Below are 17,960 nucleotides of genomic sequence, written 5' to 3'. Positions count from 1 at the left end.
GGCGCCTGTGTGGAACTCATCGGCGCGCCTCCACCAGCCGGGGCATGTCCCGGGCAGCCTCGACCAGGAACCAGGCCGGGAGGACCGGGTTGCCGTCGTCGTCCGAGGCGATGACGCTCTGCGCCACCTCCACGGAGATCTCGGCGAGTTGGACGAGCAGGGACTTTGCCCGGTACGCGGTCTGGCGGCCGTTCGCCGACAAGTGGTCCTTGCTGGCGGGGAGTTCCTTGATGAGGCGGCCCCGGAAGGACTCCGCGAGGTAGTAGAGGAGGTCGCGGTCCTCGGTGCGGTTGGGCCAGCGGGCGTCGCCCTTGAGGACGGCCTCGATGCCGAAGCGGCTGCGCACGATCTTGACGTAGCCGCAGAACGCGACCGCGTGCGCGGGCGTCAGCGTGCCGTGCGCGACGACCTTGAGGGTGTCCTCGTCGAGGTCGGGCCCGAAGGAGCCGAGCGCGTCGGAGAGCATGTGCCAGGAGCGGGGCGTGGAGAAGGGCTCCTCGGTCTTCGGCGGCTTGGACCACAGGTGGTCGGGGCGGTCGGTGAGGTGGTCGAGGATCCACGGGTGGATGCCGTTGGCGGCGGCCCACGCGAGCCAGTCCTTCGGGGAGGCCTCCAGGTGGACGTGGGTGAGCCGGTTGATCAGCGCGGAGGCGATAGGGCGGGCCAGTGCGTTGTCGGTCGCGCGGTTGCCGGCGCCGATCACGATGGAGCCCTTGGGGAGTTCGTAGTTGCCGATGCGGCGGTCCAGGATCAGCGAGTAGAACGCCTTCTGCACATCCGGTGTGGCCGCGTTGAGTTCGTCCAGGAACAGGCAGTACGGTTCGTCCCGCGCGATGGCCTCCGGCGGGCAGAACACGGAGCGTCCGTCGCGGATCTGCGGCACGCCGATCAGGTCCTCGGGCGCGAGCTGCGTACCGAGCAGGCTGACGCACTCCAGCCCCAGCGACTGGGCGAACTCCCTTACCAGGGAGGACTTTCCGATGCCGGGCGCGCCCCAGAGGAAGACGGGGCGGACGGTCGCGAGACCCAGCAGCAGTTCGGGGATCCGGGCGGGAGTGACGGTGACGGCAGCCTGCAAGGCAGCGGCTCCTGAAGGAGGTTCGTGGTGGGGAGACTCGAACAGTGTGTGCTCACGAACCGCCGGCCGCAGCCCATTTTCAGGCGGCCCGCTCCTCCGGCCCCGCCGTCAGCGGCACCTGCGGGCCGTTCAACTCCCGCAGCCAGCCCCGCAGTACACGGTGGACGTGCTCGGCGCCGACGAGCTCCTCGCCGTCCTCGACAGGCGCAGAAAGGGCGCGCGGCGACAGCAGGAACGGCTTGCCCTGGCAGCCGCCGAGGCCTCCGTGGGAGCCGATCTGCTCCTCGAAGGCGAGGACTTCGCCCTCGGCGGGGTCGTACCAGGAGTTGACCATGATGTCGGCGGTGTGCGGGAAGGAGTGCGTGCGCCGGACGGCGTCCGCGACACCGGGGCCGAAGTCCGCCAACGGGCCCTGTTTGTCGTCGAGTTCGGCCACCGGCAGCTCCGCGCCGTGCGCGCCGAGGACGACTCCGCCGTACTCCTCGCTGCGCACCAGGACGAAGCCGACGCCGGGGTGGTTGGCGAGCGTGGTGAGGAGCGCCGGGTGGCGGGCGTCGATCTCCTCCTTGGTCATGCGGTGCGGCACGTCCGGGAAGGAGACCAGACCGAGGTTGCCGGAGGCCAGCACGATCGGCTCCGAGTGCCGGCCGGCGTGAACCTGCTGCTCGTCGCCGTCCTTGGCGGGCCTGCGCAGCGCCGCGCGGACGGCGGCGCGGGCCTCGGCGCCGCTGTGGGTGCGGCGGGCCCGGCGCGGCACGGGCAGCCCGCAGCCCGCGCGCACGAGGTCGCCGAGGGTGAGGCCGTAGCGGCCCTGGAAGGTCTCGCCGGGGCTCTGCCCGTGGTCGGAGAGGATAACGATGCGGTACGGCCGCGGGGCGTGCTCGGCGACGTTCTCGATCAACGCGAGGGCGCGGTCGAGGCGTCCGAGGACCTTGGCGGCGTCGCGGCTGTGCGGGCCGGAGTGGTGGGCGACCTCGTCGTAGGCCACGAGGTCGGCGTAGACGGCGGTGCGGCCGGCCAGCATGTCGCCCATGACGGCGGCGACGACGACGTCCCGCTCCACGACGGTCGCGAAGGCGCGGACGAGGGGGTAGAGGCCGCCGCGTTTGACGCGGGGGCGCTGCCTGGTGAGGCGGGAGCGGGTCGACTGGCCGATCTCGCGGCCGACCTCGGCGACGAAGGACATCGCGGTGCGGACGGCGTTGGCGGGGTCGGAGAAGTAGGCGAAGTAGCCCGCGCGGGAACGGTTCTCCCGGCCCCGGCGGCGGATCGCGATGGACAGCACGAGGGCCTGTTCGTCGGCGCCGCCGCTGAACAGGTTGCCGCGGCTGGCGCCGTCCACGGTGAGGAGGCCGCCGTCGCCGGTGTGCTCGATGGCGCGGCGCTGGAGTTCGGCGGCGCTGGTCGGGCGGTTGCAGACCATCACCTCGCCGGTGTCCTTCTCGTACCAGCGGAACGCGGGGATGTCGTGGTTGGAGCCGTGCAGGATGCCGAGCTGGCTGGCGCCGGTCTGGCTGGACCAGTCGGTGCGCCAGGGGGTGAGGCGGTGGGTGGGGCGGGGGCCGCCGAGGAGTCGCGCGACAGTGGGCATCAGCCCCTTCTCCATCGCGTCGAGCAGGACGTCGTGGCCGACGCCGTCGAGCTGGAGGAAGACCGTGCCGGGGCTGGAGGGGCCTGGTGGCAGGGCTCTGCGGCGGCGGTCGGCGAGGCGGTAGAGGCGGCGTCGGTAGGCGTCGTCGTCACGGACGGCCAGGGCACCGCCGGTGGCAGAGGCGACGGCGGACATCACCGCGGCGACGACCACGGCGGTCTCGGGGGCGACCTGGCCGCGCAGCCCGCCGTCCGGATTGATGCGCAGGGCGATCAGCAGCAGCGATCCGTTGAGCACGAAGACGAGGAGGCCGAGGACGAGCGCGGGCACCAGCAGCAACAGCCGTACCAGCAGCGGCCAGACCAGCGCCGACAGCACACCGAAGGCACCGGCGCCGAGCGCCGCCGTGACACCGATACGAGTGGCGCTGTCACCGTTCTCGGACTGGAGCTTGAAGTCCGGCAGGATCCCGGCGAGCACCAGCATGGTGACCGTGGAGACGGCCCACACCGTGATGCTCCGCCCGACCTGACTGGCGAGCCGCCGCCAACGTGCTCCACCCACGCCCCGCACACCTCACGTCCCGGGCCCGTCGACCTGGCGGGCCTGTCCCCAGCCTGTCATACGGGACGCGGGGACCCCTGGGTCAGCGGCCGTCGTAGCCGGCCGTCGGCATCGACAGCCGCCGGTGCACGCAAGCCTTGGCCTGGGCGTCGTAGGAGGGTTCCGCGCTGCCCACCGTCTCGATCCGTACCCCGCGGCGCGCGCACTCGTCGGTGAACTCCTCGACGGAGGACAGCGCGCTCTCCAGGACCCGGCGGCTGGGGGCGACGAACAGGTCGAGGCCGGGGCGGACGCCGTCCCACAGGGCGCTGTGGTCGGGGCGCAGCCCGCGCACCAGGAGTTCGCGGGCGATCACATAGCCGTGGTCGGCGGCCCAGCGGGCGCACATCGCGTGCTGGCTGCGCGAGTCGACCAGGAAGGGGTCCTCGTCCAGCTCCTCCAGCGGTGTCAGGCTGGCGATCGCCGTGACCCGCACCCGCGAGGGCATACCGAAGGCACCGCGTACCTGTCCCATGGCGTCCCCCTCACCTCCGGGTTTCGCCGCCGACCCTACTCCTGCCCGTAGGCTTCGGGGGAGTCGCGCGAAGGAGGCAAAGAAGGTGCCGGTGGAGATCACCTGGTGGGGTCACGCCACCTGCACGATCGAGGACTCGGGCATACGCGTCCTCACCGACCCCCTGTTCGCCCGCCGGCTCGCGCATCTCCGACGCCGCCGGGGCGCGGTGCCACCCGCCGTGGCCCGGCGCACGGACCTGGCGCTCGTCTCCCATCTGCACGCCGACCACCTGCACCTTCCCTCGCTCGGCGCCCTCGCCCCGGGCACGCGCCTGCTCGTGCCCCGGGGCGCACTCCGCGCGGTGCCCGGGTTGCGCCGGCTCCGGCAGCTGAGGATCGACGAGGTGTCCCCGGGCGACCAGGCGATGGTCGGTGACCTGGTGGTACGGGCCGTGCCCGCGCGGCACGACGGGCGGCGGCTGCCGGTCGGACCGCACCGCTCCCCCGCGCTGGGCTACGTCGTCGAGGGTGAGGCGCGCACCTACTTCGCCGGGGACACCGGGCTGTTCGACGACATGGCCAAGGAGGTCGGGCCGGTCGACGTGGCGCTGCTGCCGGTGGGCGGCTGGGGGCCGTATCTCGGCGAAGGCCATCTGGACGCGGGGCGGGCGGCCCAGGCGCTGGTGCGGCTCGCGCCGCGCAGCGCGGTGCCGGTGCACTACGGCACGTACTGGCCGATCGGGATGGACGCGGTGCGCCCGCACGAATTCCACACGCCGGGCGACGAGTTCGCGCGGATCGCGGCACAGCTCGCACCCTCGGTCGCCGTGCACCGGCTCGGGCACGGGGAGAGCGTGCGTCCGGAGGTCGCCCGGTGAGCTGGCTCGCGGACGCGCTGTCAGCGACCACGACGACGTCGCCCGAGTCCACCCAACAGGCCATCGGCTACCCGTCGTTGTTCCTGCTGGTGCTGTTCGGGGCGCTGGTGCCGGTGATTCCGACGGGGGCGCTGGTGAGTTCGGCGGCCGTGGTCGCGTTCCACCAGACGGCGCCGTTCGCGCTGGCGCTGGTGTTCGTGACGGCCTCGCTGGCCGCGTTCCTCGGGGACATCGCCCTGTACTGGCTGGGGCACCGAGGGATGAGGTCGAAGAACGGCTCGCGCTGGCTGGAGGCGATCCGCGCGCGGGCTCCGGAGGACCGGGTGGAGCAGGCCCAGGAGAAGCTGGCCGACCACGGGGGGACGGTGCTGGTGCTGTCCCGGATGGTGCCGGCGGGCCGTATCCCGGTGATGCTGGCCTGTCTGCTGGCCGAGTGGCCGATCCGCCGTTTCGCCCGCGGCAACGCGCCGGCCTGTCTCGCCTGGGCGGTGACGTACCAGCTGATCGGCATCCTCGGCGGTTCGCTGTTCCCCGAACCGTGGGAGGGCGTGGTGGCCGCGGTCGCGCTGACCGTGGCGATCAGCGCGGCCCCGACCGTGTGGCGCAAGGTGCGGAAGTCGACTCCCGCCTGAACTCCCTTCTAGGCGAGCACTCTTGAGCCTCCCACCGGCAGGTCCCACAGGTCCTCGCGGGCCAACTCGGCTTTCTCCCAGGCTGCTTTGACGCGGGTGAGGGGTTCGAGGACCGGTTCGGCGGAGAGGACGAACGTGCCCCAGTGCATCGGGGCCATCCGCCGTGCGCCCAGGTCCTGGGCGGCGCGCACCGCCTCCTCCGGGTCGCAGTGGACGTCGCTGAGCCACCAGCGCGGGTCGTAGGCGCCGATGGGGAGCAGCGCGAGGTCGATGCCGGGGTAGCGGGCGCCGATGCGGGAGAACCAGTGGCCGTAGCCCGTGTCGCCCGCGAAGTAGACGCGCTGTCCGTCCGGTGCCGTCATCACCCAGCCGCCCCACAGGGAGTGGCAGGTGTCGGTGAGACTGCGCTTGGACCAGTGGTGGGCGGGTACGAAGTCGAGCCGTACGCCGTCGAGTTGGGCCGCCTCCCACCAGTCCAGTTCGGTGACGCGGGTGAATCTGCGGCGCCGGAACCAACTGCCGAGGCCGGCCGGTGCGAACACCGGGGTGCGGCGCGGGAGACGGCGCAGGGTGGGGGCGTCGAGGTGGTCGTAGTGGTTGTGGCTGATGACGACGGCGTCGATCGGCGGGAGCGCTTCCCAGGCGACGCCCACGGGGGTGATCCGGGCCGGGGTGCCGAGGATGCGGCGGGACCAGACCGGGTCGGTGAGGATTGTCAGCCCGCCGATGCGCACCACCCAACTGGCGTGTCCCGCCCAGGTGACGGCGACGGTCAGGGAGTCGACCTGGGGCAACGGCTCGGGGGCGAACGGGAGTCGGGGGATGTCGGCGAGGCCCTCGGGGCGGGGTCGTACGGAGCCCTCTCGGGCGAAGCGGGCGATCGCCTTGAGGCCGGGCAGGGGGGCGGTGAGCCGGTCGTGGAAGGTCCGGGGCCATACACGGCGCTCGCCGAGGGGGCGGGGCTCGGCGAGCGGCGGGGCCGAGGGGGCGAACGAGGGCGTCGGGTCGGCGGTTTCACGCGTGGTCGTAGTGCTGGTGGTGGTCGACTCGGACTGCTGCGTCATCGAGGAGGCTCCCATCGCTGAGCGTCGTCGCGGAGATCGTCGAAGATCGACCTCAAGGACATCAACGCGCGTTGCACGTGTGGCAGTTCCAACGGCACGGGTGACATGAGGCATTCCGCGCGTTCCTCGTCGGTACGACCCAGCAGTGGTCCGGTGGACAGCCGTACCCGCAGCGCGCCCAGGTCGTCGCCGAAGCGGTGGCCGCCGGGCGCGGGCATGCCGAGCCGGGCGGTGAGGAACTCCTCCAGGTCCTGTGCGTCGCCCACGCCCTGCGGGGCGAGCGCGTGCCGCAACGGCCCGAGGTCGACGTACAGATGACGTCCCGACTGCGGCGGCCGGGCGAACGCGCCCGCCCCGGTGACGGCGGCGTGCACGGCGGCGGCCACGCGCGCGTGCAGGGCTACGGCGGTGTCGCGGCGGGCGACGACGGGGGCGGGTTCGCCGAGGGCGTGGCCGGCCGCGGCGGCAACGGGTGCGGCGACGCGCGCGCCGAGCGCGGTGAGGACGTCGAGCACGCGCGCGTGGAGCGCGTCCCCGGCGCGGCCGGCGGGGAAGCGGGCGACGGCGGCGGGCCAGCCGGACGGGAGGAGCGCGCCGGCGAGGTCGGTGACGACGGTGACCCTGTCGGGCAGCATCTCGGCCGGGCTGAGGAGCATGGTGCGCCGGGGTGCGTGCAGGGTGTCGCGCCAGGTCTCGTCGCTGACCAGGTGCAGGCCCTCGCCCACGGCGGCCTCGACGGTCTCGTGCATGACCTCGGGCGGCACGACGGTGGCGGTGGGGTCGTCGGCGACCGACAGCACCAGCAGCCGTGGGTCGCCGCCCTCGTCCCGGACCCTGCGCACGGTCTCCAGCAGGGCGTACGGGTCGGGCACCCCGCCGCACTCGGCCGGAGTGCCCACATGGAACACGGGTCTGCCCAGCAGCCGGGCGTACGGCGCCCACCAGGCGGCGCAGGGTCTGGGCACCAGGACGTCACCGCCGAGCGCGGCGGTCAGCGCGACCAGCAGCGCCGGGGCGCCCGGGGCGGCGGCCACGCGGGCGGGTCCGGCGGGCAGGCCCCGGCGTTCGAAGTAGCCGCTCGCGGCGTCGAGCAGTGCGGGCGGTCCGCCGACCGGCTGTTCCTCGGTGCGGTTCGCGGCGGCGGCGAGGACGGCGGCCAGTTCCGGCAGGACGGGCAGTCCGTCGTCGGGGAACACCGGCCCGAAACGGACGGGTCCCTGGCCTACCGCGTCCGCCTGCCGCATGGTGCCTCCGCGCAGTCCCTGGTGCAGTGCCGTGCCGTGTCCTCGTCGTGCCCTCAGTGTCCCGGAGTCCGCCTGCGCAGCCGGTACACGGCACCGCCGAACGCGCCCGCGATCAGCACACCGCCGGCGACCAGCGCCGGCACGGAGTCGGTGAAGGTACCGCCCTCCCCGGCCCGCACCCCGCGCTCGATCACGGCGGCACCGGCACAGGAATCACCCCGGGGTTCCTGACACGGCCGCTGCCCGCTCCCGCTCCCGCTCCCGCGTTCCACGCTGAAGGTCGCGCTCCACGGCCTGCCCTGGCCGCCCGGCGGCGCCGGACAGGTCCCGTCGACGGTCCACGCGGCGTCCCGCCCGACCTGCTCGTCCTCGGAGATACGGGCGGTGCCGCGATACGCGGCTCCGGCCACCCGGTCGTCGTTGCCGGGCACCCGCCTCAGCTGGACGGTCCCGTCGTCGAAGGCCTGGGAGGAGGCGTCCAGGGTCTCGGGCGCGGTCCCCCCGACCACCTCGCAGGAGACGGAGACGGTCACGCTCCCGCCCGCCTGGGCGGTACTCGGGCTGACCTCCGCGGCGGAATCGACGGCCAGGGCCGGGGCGGCGGCACCCCCGACGACGCCGACCAGGGCGACGACGGACAGAGCAAGGGCGGTGCGACGCATGAGCGGGTCTCCTTAGACCGAGGACGGCGGCAACACCATCGAAGCCCGGTCGGGAGAGAGGCGCGCGCGGCGAAGCCCCATTGGCGGTAAGGAGAGGGGCCGAGCGAGTGAATACCGGCCGAGTTCGCCGGGGGCGCGGGGCTGTGCCGGATTGCGGCTCCGCAGCGGGGCGCGACCGGCCACGAGGAACTTCGCGGACGACACGGCGCCCCAGCGGAGCGGCTACGCGGCGTCCTCAAGAACCTGTTCCCGAATCCGCCGGCAGCACCGGCTGATCAAACGGGACACATGCATCTGCGAAATCCCGAACTCCTCCGCGATCCGGCTCTGCGTCATGTCCCCGAAGAACCGCAGGTACAGGATCTCCCGCTCCCGCTCGGGCAGCGCGGCCAACCGCGGCTTCACAGCCTCCCGATCCACCACGACGTCCAACGCCGGATCGGCGGACCCGAGTACGTCCCCCAACGCCCAGCCGTCCGCACCGCCGGAGGTCACGGCGTCCAGCGACAACGCGCTGAAGCTCTCCAGCGCCTCAAGCCCGGCCCGCACCTCCTCCTCGGAGAGGCACGCGTGCGCGGCGAGCTCCGCCACGGTCGGCCGCCGCCCCGGCACCGTCTGCGCGAGTTCCTGCCCGGCGGCCCGCACCCGGTTCCGCAGATCCTGCACCCGGCGCGGCACGTGCAGCGTCCACATGTGGTCGCGGAAGTGCCGTTTGATCTCGCCGGTGATGGTCGGCACGGCGTAGCTCTCGAACGCGTTGCCGCGCCCGGGGTCGTATCGGTCGACGGCCTTGACCAGGCCGAGGGCGGCGACCTGTCGTAAGTCCTCGGTGCTCTCGCCCCGGTTGCGGAACCGTCCGGCGAGCCGGTCGGCCATGGGCAGCCAGGCCTCCACGATGCGTTCGCGGACGGTGTCGTGCTGCGGGCCGGGCGGCAGCATGACCAGGGTGCGGAACGCCTCCGCGGTGTCGGGGGTGTCTGGGTGGGAACGTCGCCTGCTGTTGATGCGAGTGGGCATGGTGCGTCACAACTCCCTTGAGCATGCTCCGGGTTGGACGGTCACCGGTGGGAACGCGTTTGCGATCCAGCGCTGAAGGTTCGCCTGCCCCCGACCCCGGGGGACAAACACGCATCAGTCCCGCTCGCGTGCCCCCTGCCGGGTGCGGCCGGGTGCCACGAGGCGGCGCGGATGGCGGCGCAGGTACTCGCCCTCCAGCTTGGCCATGCGGTCGTTGTGGGCGCGCAGCGCGTCGTTCGAGCCGTACAGCAGGGTGTCGTGGCGCGTGCGGTGGATGGTCTCCAGCTCCTTCATGAGCTGGGAGTCGTCCAGGCGCGCAGGGTCGACTCCGGTCATGGTGTGCCCCGCTCGTCGAGTCTCACGGTCCTGAGACCACTGTACGAACATTCCGGCATTCCGGCCCTGCGGCCCGTGTACCAAAGGGAACCACCGCGCCGCGACCGGAGGAGACCTACCGGGTGCGCTCCACCCGCCGCTCGTCCCACACGGGCTCGGTGCTCTCGCGGACCCGGCCGTCGCTGCCGAAGACCAGGTAGCGGTCGAAGGAGCGGGCGAACCAGCGGTCGTGGGTGACGGAGAGGACCGTGCCGTCGAACGCCTCGAGGCCTTCCTGGAGGGCTTCCGCGGACTCCAGGTCGAGGTTGTCGGTGGGCTCGTCGAGGAGCAGGGCGGTGACGCCCTGGAGTTCCAGGAGGAGGATCTGGAAGCGGGCCTGCTGGCCGCCGGAGAGGCGGTCGAAGCTCTGCTCGGCCTGGCCGGTCAGTTCGTAGCGGCGCAGCCGGGACATGGCGGGGCCCTGGGCCTGCGCGTGCTCCTTCCACAGGATGTCGAGGAGGGTGCGGCCCTGGAGTTCGGGGTGCGCGTGGGTCTGCGCGAAGTGGCCCGGCACGACGCGTGCGCCGAGCTTCCACTCCCCCGTGTGCGTGACGTCGTCGCCGGCGAGCAGGCGCAGGAAGTGGGACTTGCCCGAGCCGTTGGAGCCGAGGACGGCGACGCGTTCGCCGTAGAAGACCTCCAGGTCGAAGGGTTTCATCAGGCCGGTGAGTTCAAGTCCCTTGCAGGTGACGGCCCTTACGCCGGTGCGGCCGCCCTTGATGCGCATGGTGATGTCCTGCTCGCGGGGCGGCTCCGGGGGCGGGCCCGCCTCTTCGAACTTGCGCAGGCGGGTCTGGGCGGCCTGGTAGCGGGAGGCCAACTCGTGGGAGATGGACGCGGCCTGACGGAGGTTCAGCACGAGCTTCTTCAGCTGGGCGTGCTTCTCGTCCCAGCGGCGGCGCAACTCCTCGAAGCGGGCGAAGCGTTCGCGCCGGGCCTCGTGGTAGGTGGCGAAGCCGCCGCCGTGCACCCAGGCGTCGGCGCCGGTCGGGGAGGGCTCCACGGAGACGATCTTCTCGGCGGCGCGGGCGAGGAGTTCACGGTCGTGGGAGACGAACAGGACCGTCTTGCGGGTCTCCTTGAGCCGCTCCTCCAGCCAGCGCTTGCCGGGCACGTCGAGGTAGTTGTCGGGCTCGTCGAGGAGCAGCACCTCGTCGCCGCCGCGCAGCAGCGCCTCCAGCACGAGCCGCTTCTGCTCACCGCCGGACAGCGTGCTCACCTGCCGGAACTGCGCCTTGTCGTACGGCACGCCGAGCGCGGCCGTGGTGCACATGTCCCAGAGGGTCTCGAACTCGTAGCCGTGTACCTCGGCCCAGTCGGACAGGGCCTGCGCGTAGGCGAGTTGGGCCGCCTCGTCGTCGACGGTCATGATGGCGTGCTCGGCCTTGTCGACCTCCGCCGCGACCGCGCGGATGCGGGGCGGGGCGACCGACACCAGCAGGTCCCGTACGGTCGTCTCGTCGCGTACGGAGCCCACGAACTGGCGCATCACGCCGAGGCCGCCGCTGACGGTGACCGTGCCGCCGTGCGGTTTCAGCTCGCCGGAGATCAGCCGGAGCAGGGTCGTCTTGCCGGCGCCGTTGGGGCCGACCAGGGCGACCACGGCGCCTTCGCCGACCCGGAAGGACACATCGCCCAGGAGCGGCCTCCCGTCGGGGAGGTAGTACTCGAGGTGTGCGGCTTCCAGATGTCCCATGACCACGCATTCTGTGGGGCGGCCTCGCGGCCGGGCAAACCCTTATTGTGCCCGCTCGGGCTTCTGGTCCTCGTCGAGCGGCTGTCCGGTCGGGCCCGCGTCCGTGTCCGGTCCGGCCGTCTCCACCGCCGCGCCCGCCCAGGACAGCACCTTCCAGCCGTCGGCCGGTGAGCCGTCCAGGACGACGGTTCCGGTGTTGTCGAGGGGGCGGGCGGCGGCGAAGGACACGTCGACGTTGTCGGCGCGGGCGGCCGTCCACATGCGGATCGCGGCGCCGTGACTGACCATGGCGACGGTGCGGGCGCCGCTGTCGGCGGCCTCGGCGACGACGCCGTCGTAGCGGGCGAGTGCCTCCACGCCGTTCTCGCCGCCGGGCATCCGCAACTCCGTGTCACCCGACGCCCACGCGAACACGATCCGCATGTACTCGTGGCCGGGTTCCCGGTCGCCTGGCAGCATCTCCAGGTCGCCGGCGGTGAGCTCGCGGATGCCGTCCCGGACGCGGACGTCGAGGCCGCGGGCTGCGGCGAGCGGGGCGGCGGTGCGCTGGGTGCGGATCAGGGTGGACGCGTAGAGGGCCTCGATGTCCTCGTCGGCCAGGGCCTCGGGGAGGGCGGCGGCCTGGCGGCGGCCGAGGTCGGTCAGCTCCGCGCCCGGGACGGCGGTGTCGAGGAGGAAGTCCACGTTGGCCGTGGTCTGGCCGTGGCGGATGAGGAGCAGGCGCATGCGGGGGTTCCTCCGATGAAACGGTCCGCCGGGGGTCCGCCGGGCAACAAACGGCCATTTCAGGGTACCCGGCACCGCATGACCCCCGAAGTCGACCTCACGGTCCCTCTTCCCGGCCGCCGCGCCCTGCGCGCATGGCTGCTCTCCCTGGACTCCCGTCTCTTCGAGGCGGCGGTCGAACGGCACTGGCCCGCGGGTGAGCCCGTACTGCCGCGCCTGAGCCGGAGTGCCGACCACGGTGTGCTGTGGTTCGCGACGGCCGCCGCAGTGGCCGCGAGCCGTACTCCGCGCGCCCGCCGGGCCGCGGCCCGGGGCGTCGCCTCGCTGAGTGTGGCCTCCCTCGCCATCAACACGCTCGGGAAGCGGACCGTGCACCGCACCCGGCCCGTCCTGGACCCGGTCCCGCCGGGGCGGCAGTTGAAGCGGCAGCCGATCACCACGTCGTTCCCGTCCGGTCACGCGGCGTCGGCGGCGGCCTTCGCGGCCGGCGTGGCCCTGGAGTCGCCGGCCTGGGGTGCGGTGGTGGCCCCGATCGCGCTCGCCGTCGCCTTGTCCCGTGTCTGCACCGGTGTCCACTTCCCGAGCGATGTGCTGGCCGGGGCCGCGCTGGGGGCGTGCGCGGCGTTCGCGGTGCGCGGGATGGTGCCGACCCGCGGGCAGATCGTGCCGCCGGCCCGGGCCCGTGCGGAGGTGCCGGCGCTGGAGGACGGTGCGGGCCTGGTCATGGTGGTCAACTCGGCGTCGGGCACCGCGGACAGGGCGGACGCGCTGACCGATGTGCTGCCCGGTGCGGAGGTCGTTTCCTGCCAACCGGCCGACATTCATACCGAGTTGGAGAAGGCGGCGGTCCGCGCCGAGGTCCTCGGGGTGTGCGGCGGCGACGGCACGGTGAACGCGGCGGCCGAGGTCGCCCTGCGTCACGGCCTGCCCCTCGCGGTCCTCCCCGGCGGCACCCTCAACCACTTCGCCTACGACCTCGGTGTGGAGGGTCCCCGGGATCTGGGCCGGGCGATCAAGCAGGGTGACGCCGTCCGGGTGGACGTCGGCCGCTTCACGTCCGGCGCCACCAGGGGCATCTTCCTCAACACGCTGAGTCTGGGTGTCTATCCGGAGCTGGTGCGCGAGCGGGAGCGCTGGGCGCCCCGGATCGGCGGCTGGCCGGCGGGCGTGCTGGCGGCGCTGTGGGTGCTGCGCGCGGACCGGCATCCACTGGAGGCCGAACTCGGCGGCCGTACCCGCCCGTTGTGGATGCTGTTCGCCGGCAACGGCACCTACCACCGGAAGGGGATCGCCTCGGGCCGCCGGGTCGACCTGGCGGACGGACGGCTCGACATCCGGATCGTGCACGGCGGACGCAGGCCCGCACTGCGTCTCCTCGCGGCGGCCCTCGCCGGCCCGTTCGCCCGATCCCCCGCCCACGCGGCGGCCCAGGTCCACCGCCTGCGCCTGACCGGTCTCGCGCCCGGCACACTCCTCGCCTACGACGGTGAAGTCACGGACGTGGATGGCGAGTTGACGTTGGAGGAGCTGCCGGAGGGACTGACGGTGTACCGGCCGCTGACCGGGTCCCTGATGACCCGTCAGTCCACATCGTAAAACGCAGGTCTCATCATTCGACATGCGCGCGTACCGTTCTGCTTACGCCGAAGAAGACGCGAAGGGGTAGGTAGAGCCATGCCGAAGCAACAGGAGACCGCTGTCTACACGCACGGGCACCACGAGTCCGTACTGCGCTCGCACACCCGGCGAACCGCCGCCAACTCCGCCGCCTACCTGCTCGGTTCACTGAAGCCCCACATGAAGATCCTGGACATCGGCTGCGGCCCGGGCACCATCACCGCGGACCTGGCGGCCCTGGTCCCGGACGGCTCCGTCACGGGTGTCGACCGCGAGCCGGGCATCCTGGAGCAGGCCCGGGCAACGGCCGCCGGGCGCGGCCTGACCAACGTCGACTTCGCGGTCGCCGACGTCCACGCTCTGGACTACCCGGACGACACGTTCTGCGTGGTCCACGCCCATCAGGTGCTCCAGCACGTGGGCGATCCGGTGCAGGCACTGCGCGAGATGGTGCGGGTGACCAAGCCGGGCGGGTTCATCGCCGCCCGCGACGGGGACTACGCGGTGATGACCTGGTACCCGGAGGTGTCGGGGCTGGACGACTGGCTGGAGCTGTACCGGCGGGTGGCCCGCGCCAACGGGGGCGAGCCGGATGCCGGACGCCGTCTCAAATCGTGGGCGCAGCGGGCCGGGCTGAGCGACATCACGGCCACGTCGAGCACCTGGACGTTCCACTCTCCGGAGGAGCGGGCCTGGTGGAGCGGTCTGTGGGCGGACCGCACGGTCGCGTCCTCGTACGCGGCGGTCGCGACCGGGGGCGGCCACGCGACCGCCGACCAGCTGCGCGCCATCGCCGACGCCTGGCGGGAGTGGGGGAAGCAGGACGACGGCTGGTTCGCCGTGCTGCACGGCGAGATCCTGTGCCGCAAGGCCGCCTGAGGACGCCGGCGACACCGCCGGGCCGGGATCGTCCGAAAGGATCACCACGGCCCGGCCGTCCCAACTAGGCTCGTCCGTATGGACATTCTGGGAGCCACGCTGCGTATCTGCGTCGACGACCTGGAGACCGCCGTCCCCTTCTACGAACGCCTCACGGGTGCCTCGGCGCTCCGTTTCGAGCGCGGCGGGGTGTCGGTGGCCGCGGTCGGGTTCTTCCTGCTGATGAGCGGGCCCGAGGCCGAGTTGGAGGTGTTGCGCAAGGTCTCGGCGACCATCGCCGTCAAGGATGTCGACGAGGCGCACACGCTCCTCACCGACCTCGGGGCCCGGGTCGTCGCGGGCCCGCTGGCGACACCGGTGGGCCGCAATCTGATCGCGGTGCATCCGGACGGGACGGTCTACGAGTACGTGGACCGGCGGGGCTGACGGCCGGCCGCCGGTCCACGCATCGCACCGCCTCGGCTCAGGGCGTTTCCGGCCGCATCCGGAAGTCGTAGCGCGTGGGCAGCGGTTCGTCGGTGAGGCGGGCCCAGAGCCGGCCGATCGACTCGGCGCCCTCGCGCAGGTCGGCGACCTCGAAGCCGTCGGCGAAGACCGCCCAGGCGTCGTCGCGCCGCCCTTCCGCGAGCAGCAACTCGGCCTGGAGCAGCAGGAATCGGCCGCGTTCACGGGTGGCGGGGTGCAGCATCTCCCATACGGCGCGGGCATCCGCCACCCGGCGCACCCGCAGCAGCGCCTCGACGGCCTCGCGGCCGAGCGCGGCCGTGGCGGCGGTCCAGCTCTCGCCGGCGTCGCGCCGCTCGTGGCACAGGTCGGCGAAGGCCTCGTGGTACCGGTCGGCGGCCCGTTCGTGGTTCCCCGCCTCCCGATCGGCCACGGCGAGACAGCGCAGCAACGGCCAGAGGGACGGGGCGAGTCCGAGGGCCCGCTCCCAACTGCGCACCGCCTGCGCCCGATCTCCGGCGTGCCATTGGGCGACACCGAGGTGGTACTCGGTGAGCGGGGTGGCGGGCGCCGTCTCCAGCATGTCCCGCCAGTGCGGGGCGACCAGGGTCTCACCGGGCGGGCGGACCCGGCGCGGCTCGGGCAGGGCGCCACTGCGCAGCAGCGCCGCCCAGGGTGCCTGGGCCTCGCCGAGCGTGGACTCGTCGAAGGGCGTGCCGGGCAGCTTCCAGTCGGTGCGCAGGACTTCGAGGGCGCCCCAGCCGGAGCCGGTGGCGAGGATCTCGCCGGGTTCGGTGTCGGCGTACGGCTTCCAGGCCGCGTGGGCGGCGTCCAGGTCGGCGCGGGGCAGGGCGGTTTCGAGCCGGGCCTCGGCACCGTCCACCACGGCGGGCCACTCCCCATCGGCCTCGGCCTCGAGCGGACCGTAGGCCTCCAGCCAGGACACCTCGCTCTCAGGGTCGAGCCGTACGTGCTCCAACTGGGTGCGCGCCAGGCCCGCCTGGATCTCGCAGTAGCCGCCCGTGCCGGGTTCGGTGAGCCACTCCTGCCAGCGGCGGCCACCGCTGCCGGTGCCCCACACGAAGAGTTTGCGGCCCCGGAGCACATCGGTGGAGGTCTGCACCAGGCCGTGCCCGTCCGCGTCGAGCGCGGCGATCCAGCGGCGCCGCGCGTCCGGGATCTCGTAGAAGTAATCGGCGGCGTAAGGGCTGTTGAGGGGGTACGTCCGGTCCACTCCCTCGTCCGAGGGCACGGGCACCCGGCGCAGTCGCCGCTCGTATCCGAAGTGCCAGGCCTCCGACGCCGGTGCGAGGACCCGGCGTCGCTCCGGTACCGCGATGTTGGACCACCAGTAGGTGGGCACGGGCTTCTCGTGCGGGTTGCGGACGCGGACGCCGACGTGGAGGAAGTCGGAGCCGTCCGGGAGCCACAGGTCGACCTGGAACGGGAGGTCGCGCAGTCGTTCCCACTCCCACAGGCGGAGCATCTCCGCGCCGTCGGGGGCGGGGACGCGGGCGGCGTGCAGGGGCGCGCAGGAGAGGGTGGTGTGGCCGGTGGCGCCGATGTTCCACTCGATGCCGCCGGAGAACCAGGCGCCGTTGAGGGCGAAGTTGGCGGGCTGCAACACCGGGTTGCAGTACAGGAGTTCACGGCTGGTGGGCTTGTGGACGAGGGAGGCGATACGGCCGCCGAGAGCGGGGAGCACGGTGGCGCGCAGCCGGTCGTTCTCGATCACGAGGGCGTCGATCCGGCGGGGTGCGCGGTCTCTGTCGTAGCCGTCGCGGACGCGGATGGGCAGCAGGCTGCGGAGGGGTTCGTAGCCGACCTGGCGGGCCATGTCGCGTGGCAGGTCCTCGCGGTCCCGGTCGTCTAGCTGGTGTGTCTCGTCGAGCGGACGCAGTGGGGGCAGCGGGTTGTCCGGACCCAACTCCGCGGTGGGCAGGGTCAGTACCTCACGTCGGATCGTCGTCACGATCACCATGGAACCCGGCAACCGGTGCGGTGGCCAGGGGCGCTGCCGGTCAGGATTCCGCAAAGGCGGGGGCCGGGAAATTCCGCGTGCGGTGCGGTGACGTCGACGTAGAGTCGGGCGATCGACGGCACGGACCGAGGAGTGGAACGGCGGATGGGCGAGCAGCACACGTACCGGGTGATCGTCCGGGGCACCTGGGACGGGCTGACGGAGGAGGCGCGGCAGCGGCTGCTGAGCGAGGCCCCGGAGCACGGGATGCCGAGCATGCGGTTCAGCGAGGAGGGTTCGCTCAGTTACGAACCGTCGCCGCTCAAGCACTTCTCGTGGCGGTATGTGGTGGTGTCGGACGCGGCGGACGGCGAGGAGATGGCGGCGGCGCTCGCGGAGGACCGCGCCGAGACCGCGTTGACGGGCCTCGGTTACGGCTTCCGCGGTCTGAGGTCGACGGTGACCGACCTGGACACGATGAAGGTCAACCGGAAGTCCGCATCTCGGCGGTGATCGCCCAGCGCTCGTGGTCGCGCCACCCGCCGTCGATGTAGATCATGTTCGGCGAGAAACCTTCGAGCCGGAATCCGCAGCCGCGGGCGAGGGCGATCGAGGGGGCGTTGGTGGGCTGCACGTTGATTTCGAGCCGGTGCAGCCGCATCGGCCCGAAGGCGTGGTCCACCACGAGGTTCATCCCCTCGCTCATCAGCCCGCGCCCGGCCGCGTGCGCGAAGGCGCCGTAGCCGAGCGCACCGCACTGGAAACCGCCCTCGACGATGTTGTTGATGTTGATGAACCCGACGATGCCCCCACCGTCCAGCTCGCACACGAGGAACCCGGCCTTGGCGGGATCCTCGATCAGCCGCCGCGCATAGGCGGTGTACGCGTCGCCGCTCGCCGGCGGGAACAGCCACGGCTGGTGCAGATCCTTGCTCTCCCGGGCACGTGCGGTGAACTCGGCACCGTCCTCGTAGCCGAAGTGACGTATCCCCACACGGGGGCCCTGGGCGAGATAGCGGGAAGTGGAGTGCGGCATCC

The 17,960-nt window shown here is 72.7% G+C and carries 18 protein-coding genes; 6 read left to right on the top strand and 12 right to left on the bottom strand.

Annotated features, from left to right (window positions below; genetic code table 11):
- Positions 1-16: 16 nt before the first annotated feature.
- The 3 genes from AB0I51_RS27930 to AB0I51_RS27920 form a co-directional block, all read right to left on the bottom strand.
- Positions 17-1,078, bottom strand: a complete 1,062-nt coding sequence (locus AB0I51_RS27930) for a MoxR family ATPase (RefSeq protein WP_362979676.1) — start codon at positions 1,076-1,078, stop codon at positions 17-19.
- Between the two features lie 79 nt (positions 1,079-1,157).
- Positions 1,158-3,242, bottom strand: coding sequence for a phage holin family protein (locus tag AB0I51_RS27925; RefSeq protein ID WP_362979674.1), 2,085 nt, complete (start codon positions 3,240-3,242; stop codon positions 1,158-1,160).
- A gap of 73 nt (positions 3,243-3,315) precedes the next feature.
- Positions 3,316-3,747: a hypothetical protein gene (locus tag AB0I51_RS27920; RefSeq protein ID WP_362979672.1), complete on the bottom strand. Its 432-nt coding sequence runs from the start codon at positions 3,745-3,747 to the stop codon at positions 3,316-3,318.
- An 85-nt stretch (positions 3,748-3,832) separates the two neighbouring features.
- Here AB0I51_RS27920 and AB0I51_RS27915 point away from each other — a divergent pair, with 85 nt between their 5' ends.
- Together AB0I51_RS27915 and AB0I51_RS27910 are read left to right on the top strand one after the other, a co-directional pair.
- The gene (locus AB0I51_RS27915; RefSeq protein ID WP_362979670.1) at positions 3,833-4,606 is read left to right on the top strand and encodes an MBL fold metallo-hydrolase; all 774 of its coding nucleotides are present in this window, start codon (positions 3,833-3,835) and stop codon (positions 4,604-4,606) included.
- Complete coding sequence (locus AB0I51_RS27910) at positions 4,603-5,238, top strand: VTT domain-containing protein (protein ID WP_362979668.1); 636 nt, start codon at positions 4,603-4,605, stop codon at positions 5,236-5,238. Before AB0I51_RS27915 ends, AB0I51_RS27910 begins: the two co-directional genes overlap by 4 nt.
- A gap of 8 nt (positions 5,239-5,246) precedes the next feature.
- Here the strand turns inward: AB0I51_RS27910 and AB0I51_RS27905 are convergent, their stop codons facing one another.
- The 7 genes from AB0I51_RS27905 to AB0I51_RS27875 form a co-directional block, all read right to left on the bottom strand.
- The gene (locus tag AB0I51_RS27905) at positions 5,247-6,302 is read right to left on the bottom strand and encodes an MBL fold metallo-hydrolase (protein WP_362979666.1); all 1,056 of its coding nucleotides are present in this window, start codon (positions 6,300-6,302) and stop codon (positions 5,247-5,249) included.
- Complete coding sequence (locus tag AB0I51_RS27900) at positions 6,299-7,546, bottom strand: aminotransferase class I/II-fold pyridoxal phosphate-dependent enzyme (protein ID WP_362979664.1); 1,248 nt, start codon at positions 7,544-7,546, stop codon at positions 6,299-6,301. The genes AB0I51_RS27905 and AB0I51_RS27900 overlap by 4 nt, the downstream gene beginning before the upstream one ends.
- 53 nt (positions 7,547-7,599) lie before the next feature.
- Positions 7,600-8,208 (bottom strand): hypothetical protein, encoded by a 609-nt coding sequence (locus tag AB0I51_RS27895; protein WP_362979662.1) that lies wholly within the window; start codon positions 8,206-8,208, stop codon positions 7,600-7,602.
- 222 nt (positions 8,209-8,430) lie between these two features.
- On the bottom strand, positions 8,431-9,225 hold the full coding sequence (locus AB0I51_RS27890) for an RNA polymerase sigma factor SigF (protein WP_362979660.1): 795 nt from the start codon (positions 9,223-9,225) through the stop codon (positions 8,431-8,433).
- A gap of 114 nt (positions 9,226-9,339) precedes the next feature.
- The gene (locus AB0I51_RS27885) at positions 9,340-9,612 is read right to left on the bottom strand and encodes a DUF6158 family protein (protein WP_362979658.1); all 273 of its coding nucleotides are present in this window, start codon (positions 9,610-9,612) and stop codon (positions 9,340-9,342) included.
- A 64-nt stretch (positions 9,613-9,676) separates the two neighbouring features.
- A complete protein-coding gene (locus AB0I51_RS27880) occupies positions 9,677-11,296 on the bottom strand; it encodes an ATP-binding cassette domain-containing protein (protein WP_362979656.1) in 1,620 nt (539 codons plus the stop codon).
- A gap of 42 nt (positions 11,297-11,338) precedes the next feature.
- Entirely contained in the window at positions 11,339-12,022 is a 684-nt protein-coding gene (locus AB0I51_RS27875; protein WP_362979654.1) for a histidine phosphatase family protein, read from the bottom strand.
- A gap of 78 nt (positions 12,023-12,100) precedes the next feature.
- On the opposite strand from AB0I51_RS27875, the gene AB0I51_RS27870 reads away from it, so the two are divergent.
- The 3 genes from AB0I51_RS27870 to AB0I51_RS27860 all read left to right on the top strand — a co-directional run bounded on the left by AB0I51_RS27870 (position 12,101) and on the right by AB0I51_RS27860 (position 14,944).
- Positions 12,101-13,618, top strand: a complete 1,518-nt coding sequence (locus tag AB0I51_RS27870) for a phosphatase PAP2 family protein (RefSeq protein WP_362979652.1) — start codon at positions 12,101-12,103, stop codon at positions 13,616-13,618.
- A gap of 78 nt (positions 13,619-13,696) precedes the next feature.
- A complete protein-coding gene (locus tag AB0I51_RS27865; RefSeq protein WP_362979650.1) occupies positions 13,697-14,518 on the top strand; it encodes a methyltransferase domain-containing protein in 822 nt (273 codons plus the stop codon).
- Between the two features lie 78 nt (positions 14,519-14,596).
- Positions 14,597-14,944 (top strand): VOC family protein, encoded by a 348-nt coding sequence (locus AB0I51_RS27860; RefSeq protein WP_362979648.1) that lies wholly within the window; start codon positions 14,597-14,599, stop codon positions 14,942-14,944.
- A gap of 37 nt (positions 14,945-14,981) precedes the next feature.
- Here the strand turns inward: AB0I51_RS27860 and AB0I51_RS27855 are convergent, their stop codons facing one another.
- Positions 14,982-16,943, bottom strand: a complete 1,962-nt coding sequence (locus AB0I51_RS27855) for a DUF5107 domain-containing protein (protein WP_362979646.1) — start codon at positions 16,941-16,943, stop codon at positions 14,982-14,984.
- 144 nt (positions 16,944-17,087) lie between these two features.
- On the opposite strand from AB0I51_RS27855, the gene AB0I51_RS27850 reads away from it, so the two are divergent.
- Positions 17,088-17,435, top strand: a complete 348-nt coding sequence (locus tag AB0I51_RS27850; protein ID WP_362979644.1) for a DUF6204 family protein — start codon at positions 17,088-17,090, stop codon at positions 17,433-17,435.
- On the opposite strand, the gene AB0I51_RS27845 is transcribed toward AB0I51_RS27850, so the two are convergent.
- Positions 17,407-17,958 (bottom strand): GNAT family protein, encoded by a 552-nt coding sequence (locus AB0I51_RS27845; RefSeq protein WP_362979643.1) that lies wholly within the window; start codon positions 17,956-17,958, stop codon positions 17,407-17,409. The genes AB0I51_RS27850 and AB0I51_RS27845 overlap by 29 nt on opposite strands.
- Positions 17,959-17,960: the final 2 nt, after the last annotated feature.

This window comes from Streptomyces sp. NPDC050549 (assembly GCF_040655035.1).
Lineage (GTDB): Bacteria > Actinomycetota > Actinomycetes > Streptomycetales > Streptomycetaceae > Streptomyces.
The sequence above is the reverse complement of the archived record's forward strand: the minus strand, read 5'-3'. Positions and strand labels throughout refer to the sequence as shown.

Bases quoted from the DNA above. Each gene is read 5' to 3' on its own strand.
- AB0I51_RS27920 (WP_362979672.1), bottom strand. From the start codon at position 3,747: ATGGGACAGGTACGCGGTGCCTTCGGTATGCCCTCGCGGGTGCGGGTC.
- AB0I51_RS27905 (WP_362979666.1), bottom strand. From the start codon at position 6,302: ATGACGCAGCAGTCCGAGTCGACCACCACCAGCACTACGACCACGCGT.
- AB0I51_RS27900 (WP_362979664.1), bottom strand. From the start codon at position 7,546: ATGCGGCAGGCGGACGCGGTAGGCCAGGGACCCGTCCGTTTCGGGCCG.
- AB0I51_RS27895 (WP_362979662.1), bottom strand. From the start codon at position 8,208: ATGCGTCGCACCGCCCTTGCTCTGTCCGTCGTCGCCCTGGTCGGCGTC.
- AB0I51_RS27890 (WP_362979660.1), bottom strand. From the start codon at position 9,225: ATGCCCACTCGCATCAACAGCAGGCGACGTTCCCACCCAGACACCCCC.
- AB0I51_RS27885 (WP_362979658.1), bottom strand. From the start codon at position 9,612: ATGTTCGTACAGTGGTCTCAGGACCGTGAGACTCGACGAGCGGGGCAC.
- AB0I51_RS27880 (WP_362979656.1), bottom strand. From the start codon at position 11,296: ATGGGACATCTGGAAGCCGCACACCTCGAGTACTACCTCCCCGACGGG.
- AB0I51_RS27875 (WP_362979654.1), bottom strand. From the start codon at position 12,022: ATGCGCCTGCTCCTCATCCGCCACGGCCAGACCACGGCCAACGTGGAC.
- AB0I51_RS27870 (WP_362979652.1), top strand. From the start codon at position 12,101: ATGACCCCCGAAGTCGACCTCACGGTCCCTCTTCCCGGCCGCCGCGCC.
- AB0I51_RS27865 (WP_362979650.1), top strand. From the start codon at position 13,697: ATGCCGAAGCAACAGGAGACCGCTGTCTACACGCACGGGCACCACGAG.
- AB0I51_RS27860 (WP_362979648.1), top strand. From the start codon at position 14,597: ATGGACATTCTGGGAGCCACGCTGCGTATCTGCGTCGACGACCTGGAG.
- AB0I51_RS27855 (WP_362979646.1), bottom strand. From the start codon at position 16,943: ATGGTGATCGTGACGACGATCCGACGTGAGGTACTGACCCTGCCCACC.
- AB0I51_RS27850 (WP_362979644.1), top strand. From the start codon at position 17,088: ATGGGCGAGCAGCACACGTACCGGGTGATCGTCCGGGGCACCTGGGAC.
- AB0I51_RS27845 (WP_362979643.1), bottom strand. From the start codon at position 17,958: ATGCCGCACTCCACTTCCCGCTATCTCGCCCAGGGCCCCCGTGTGGGG.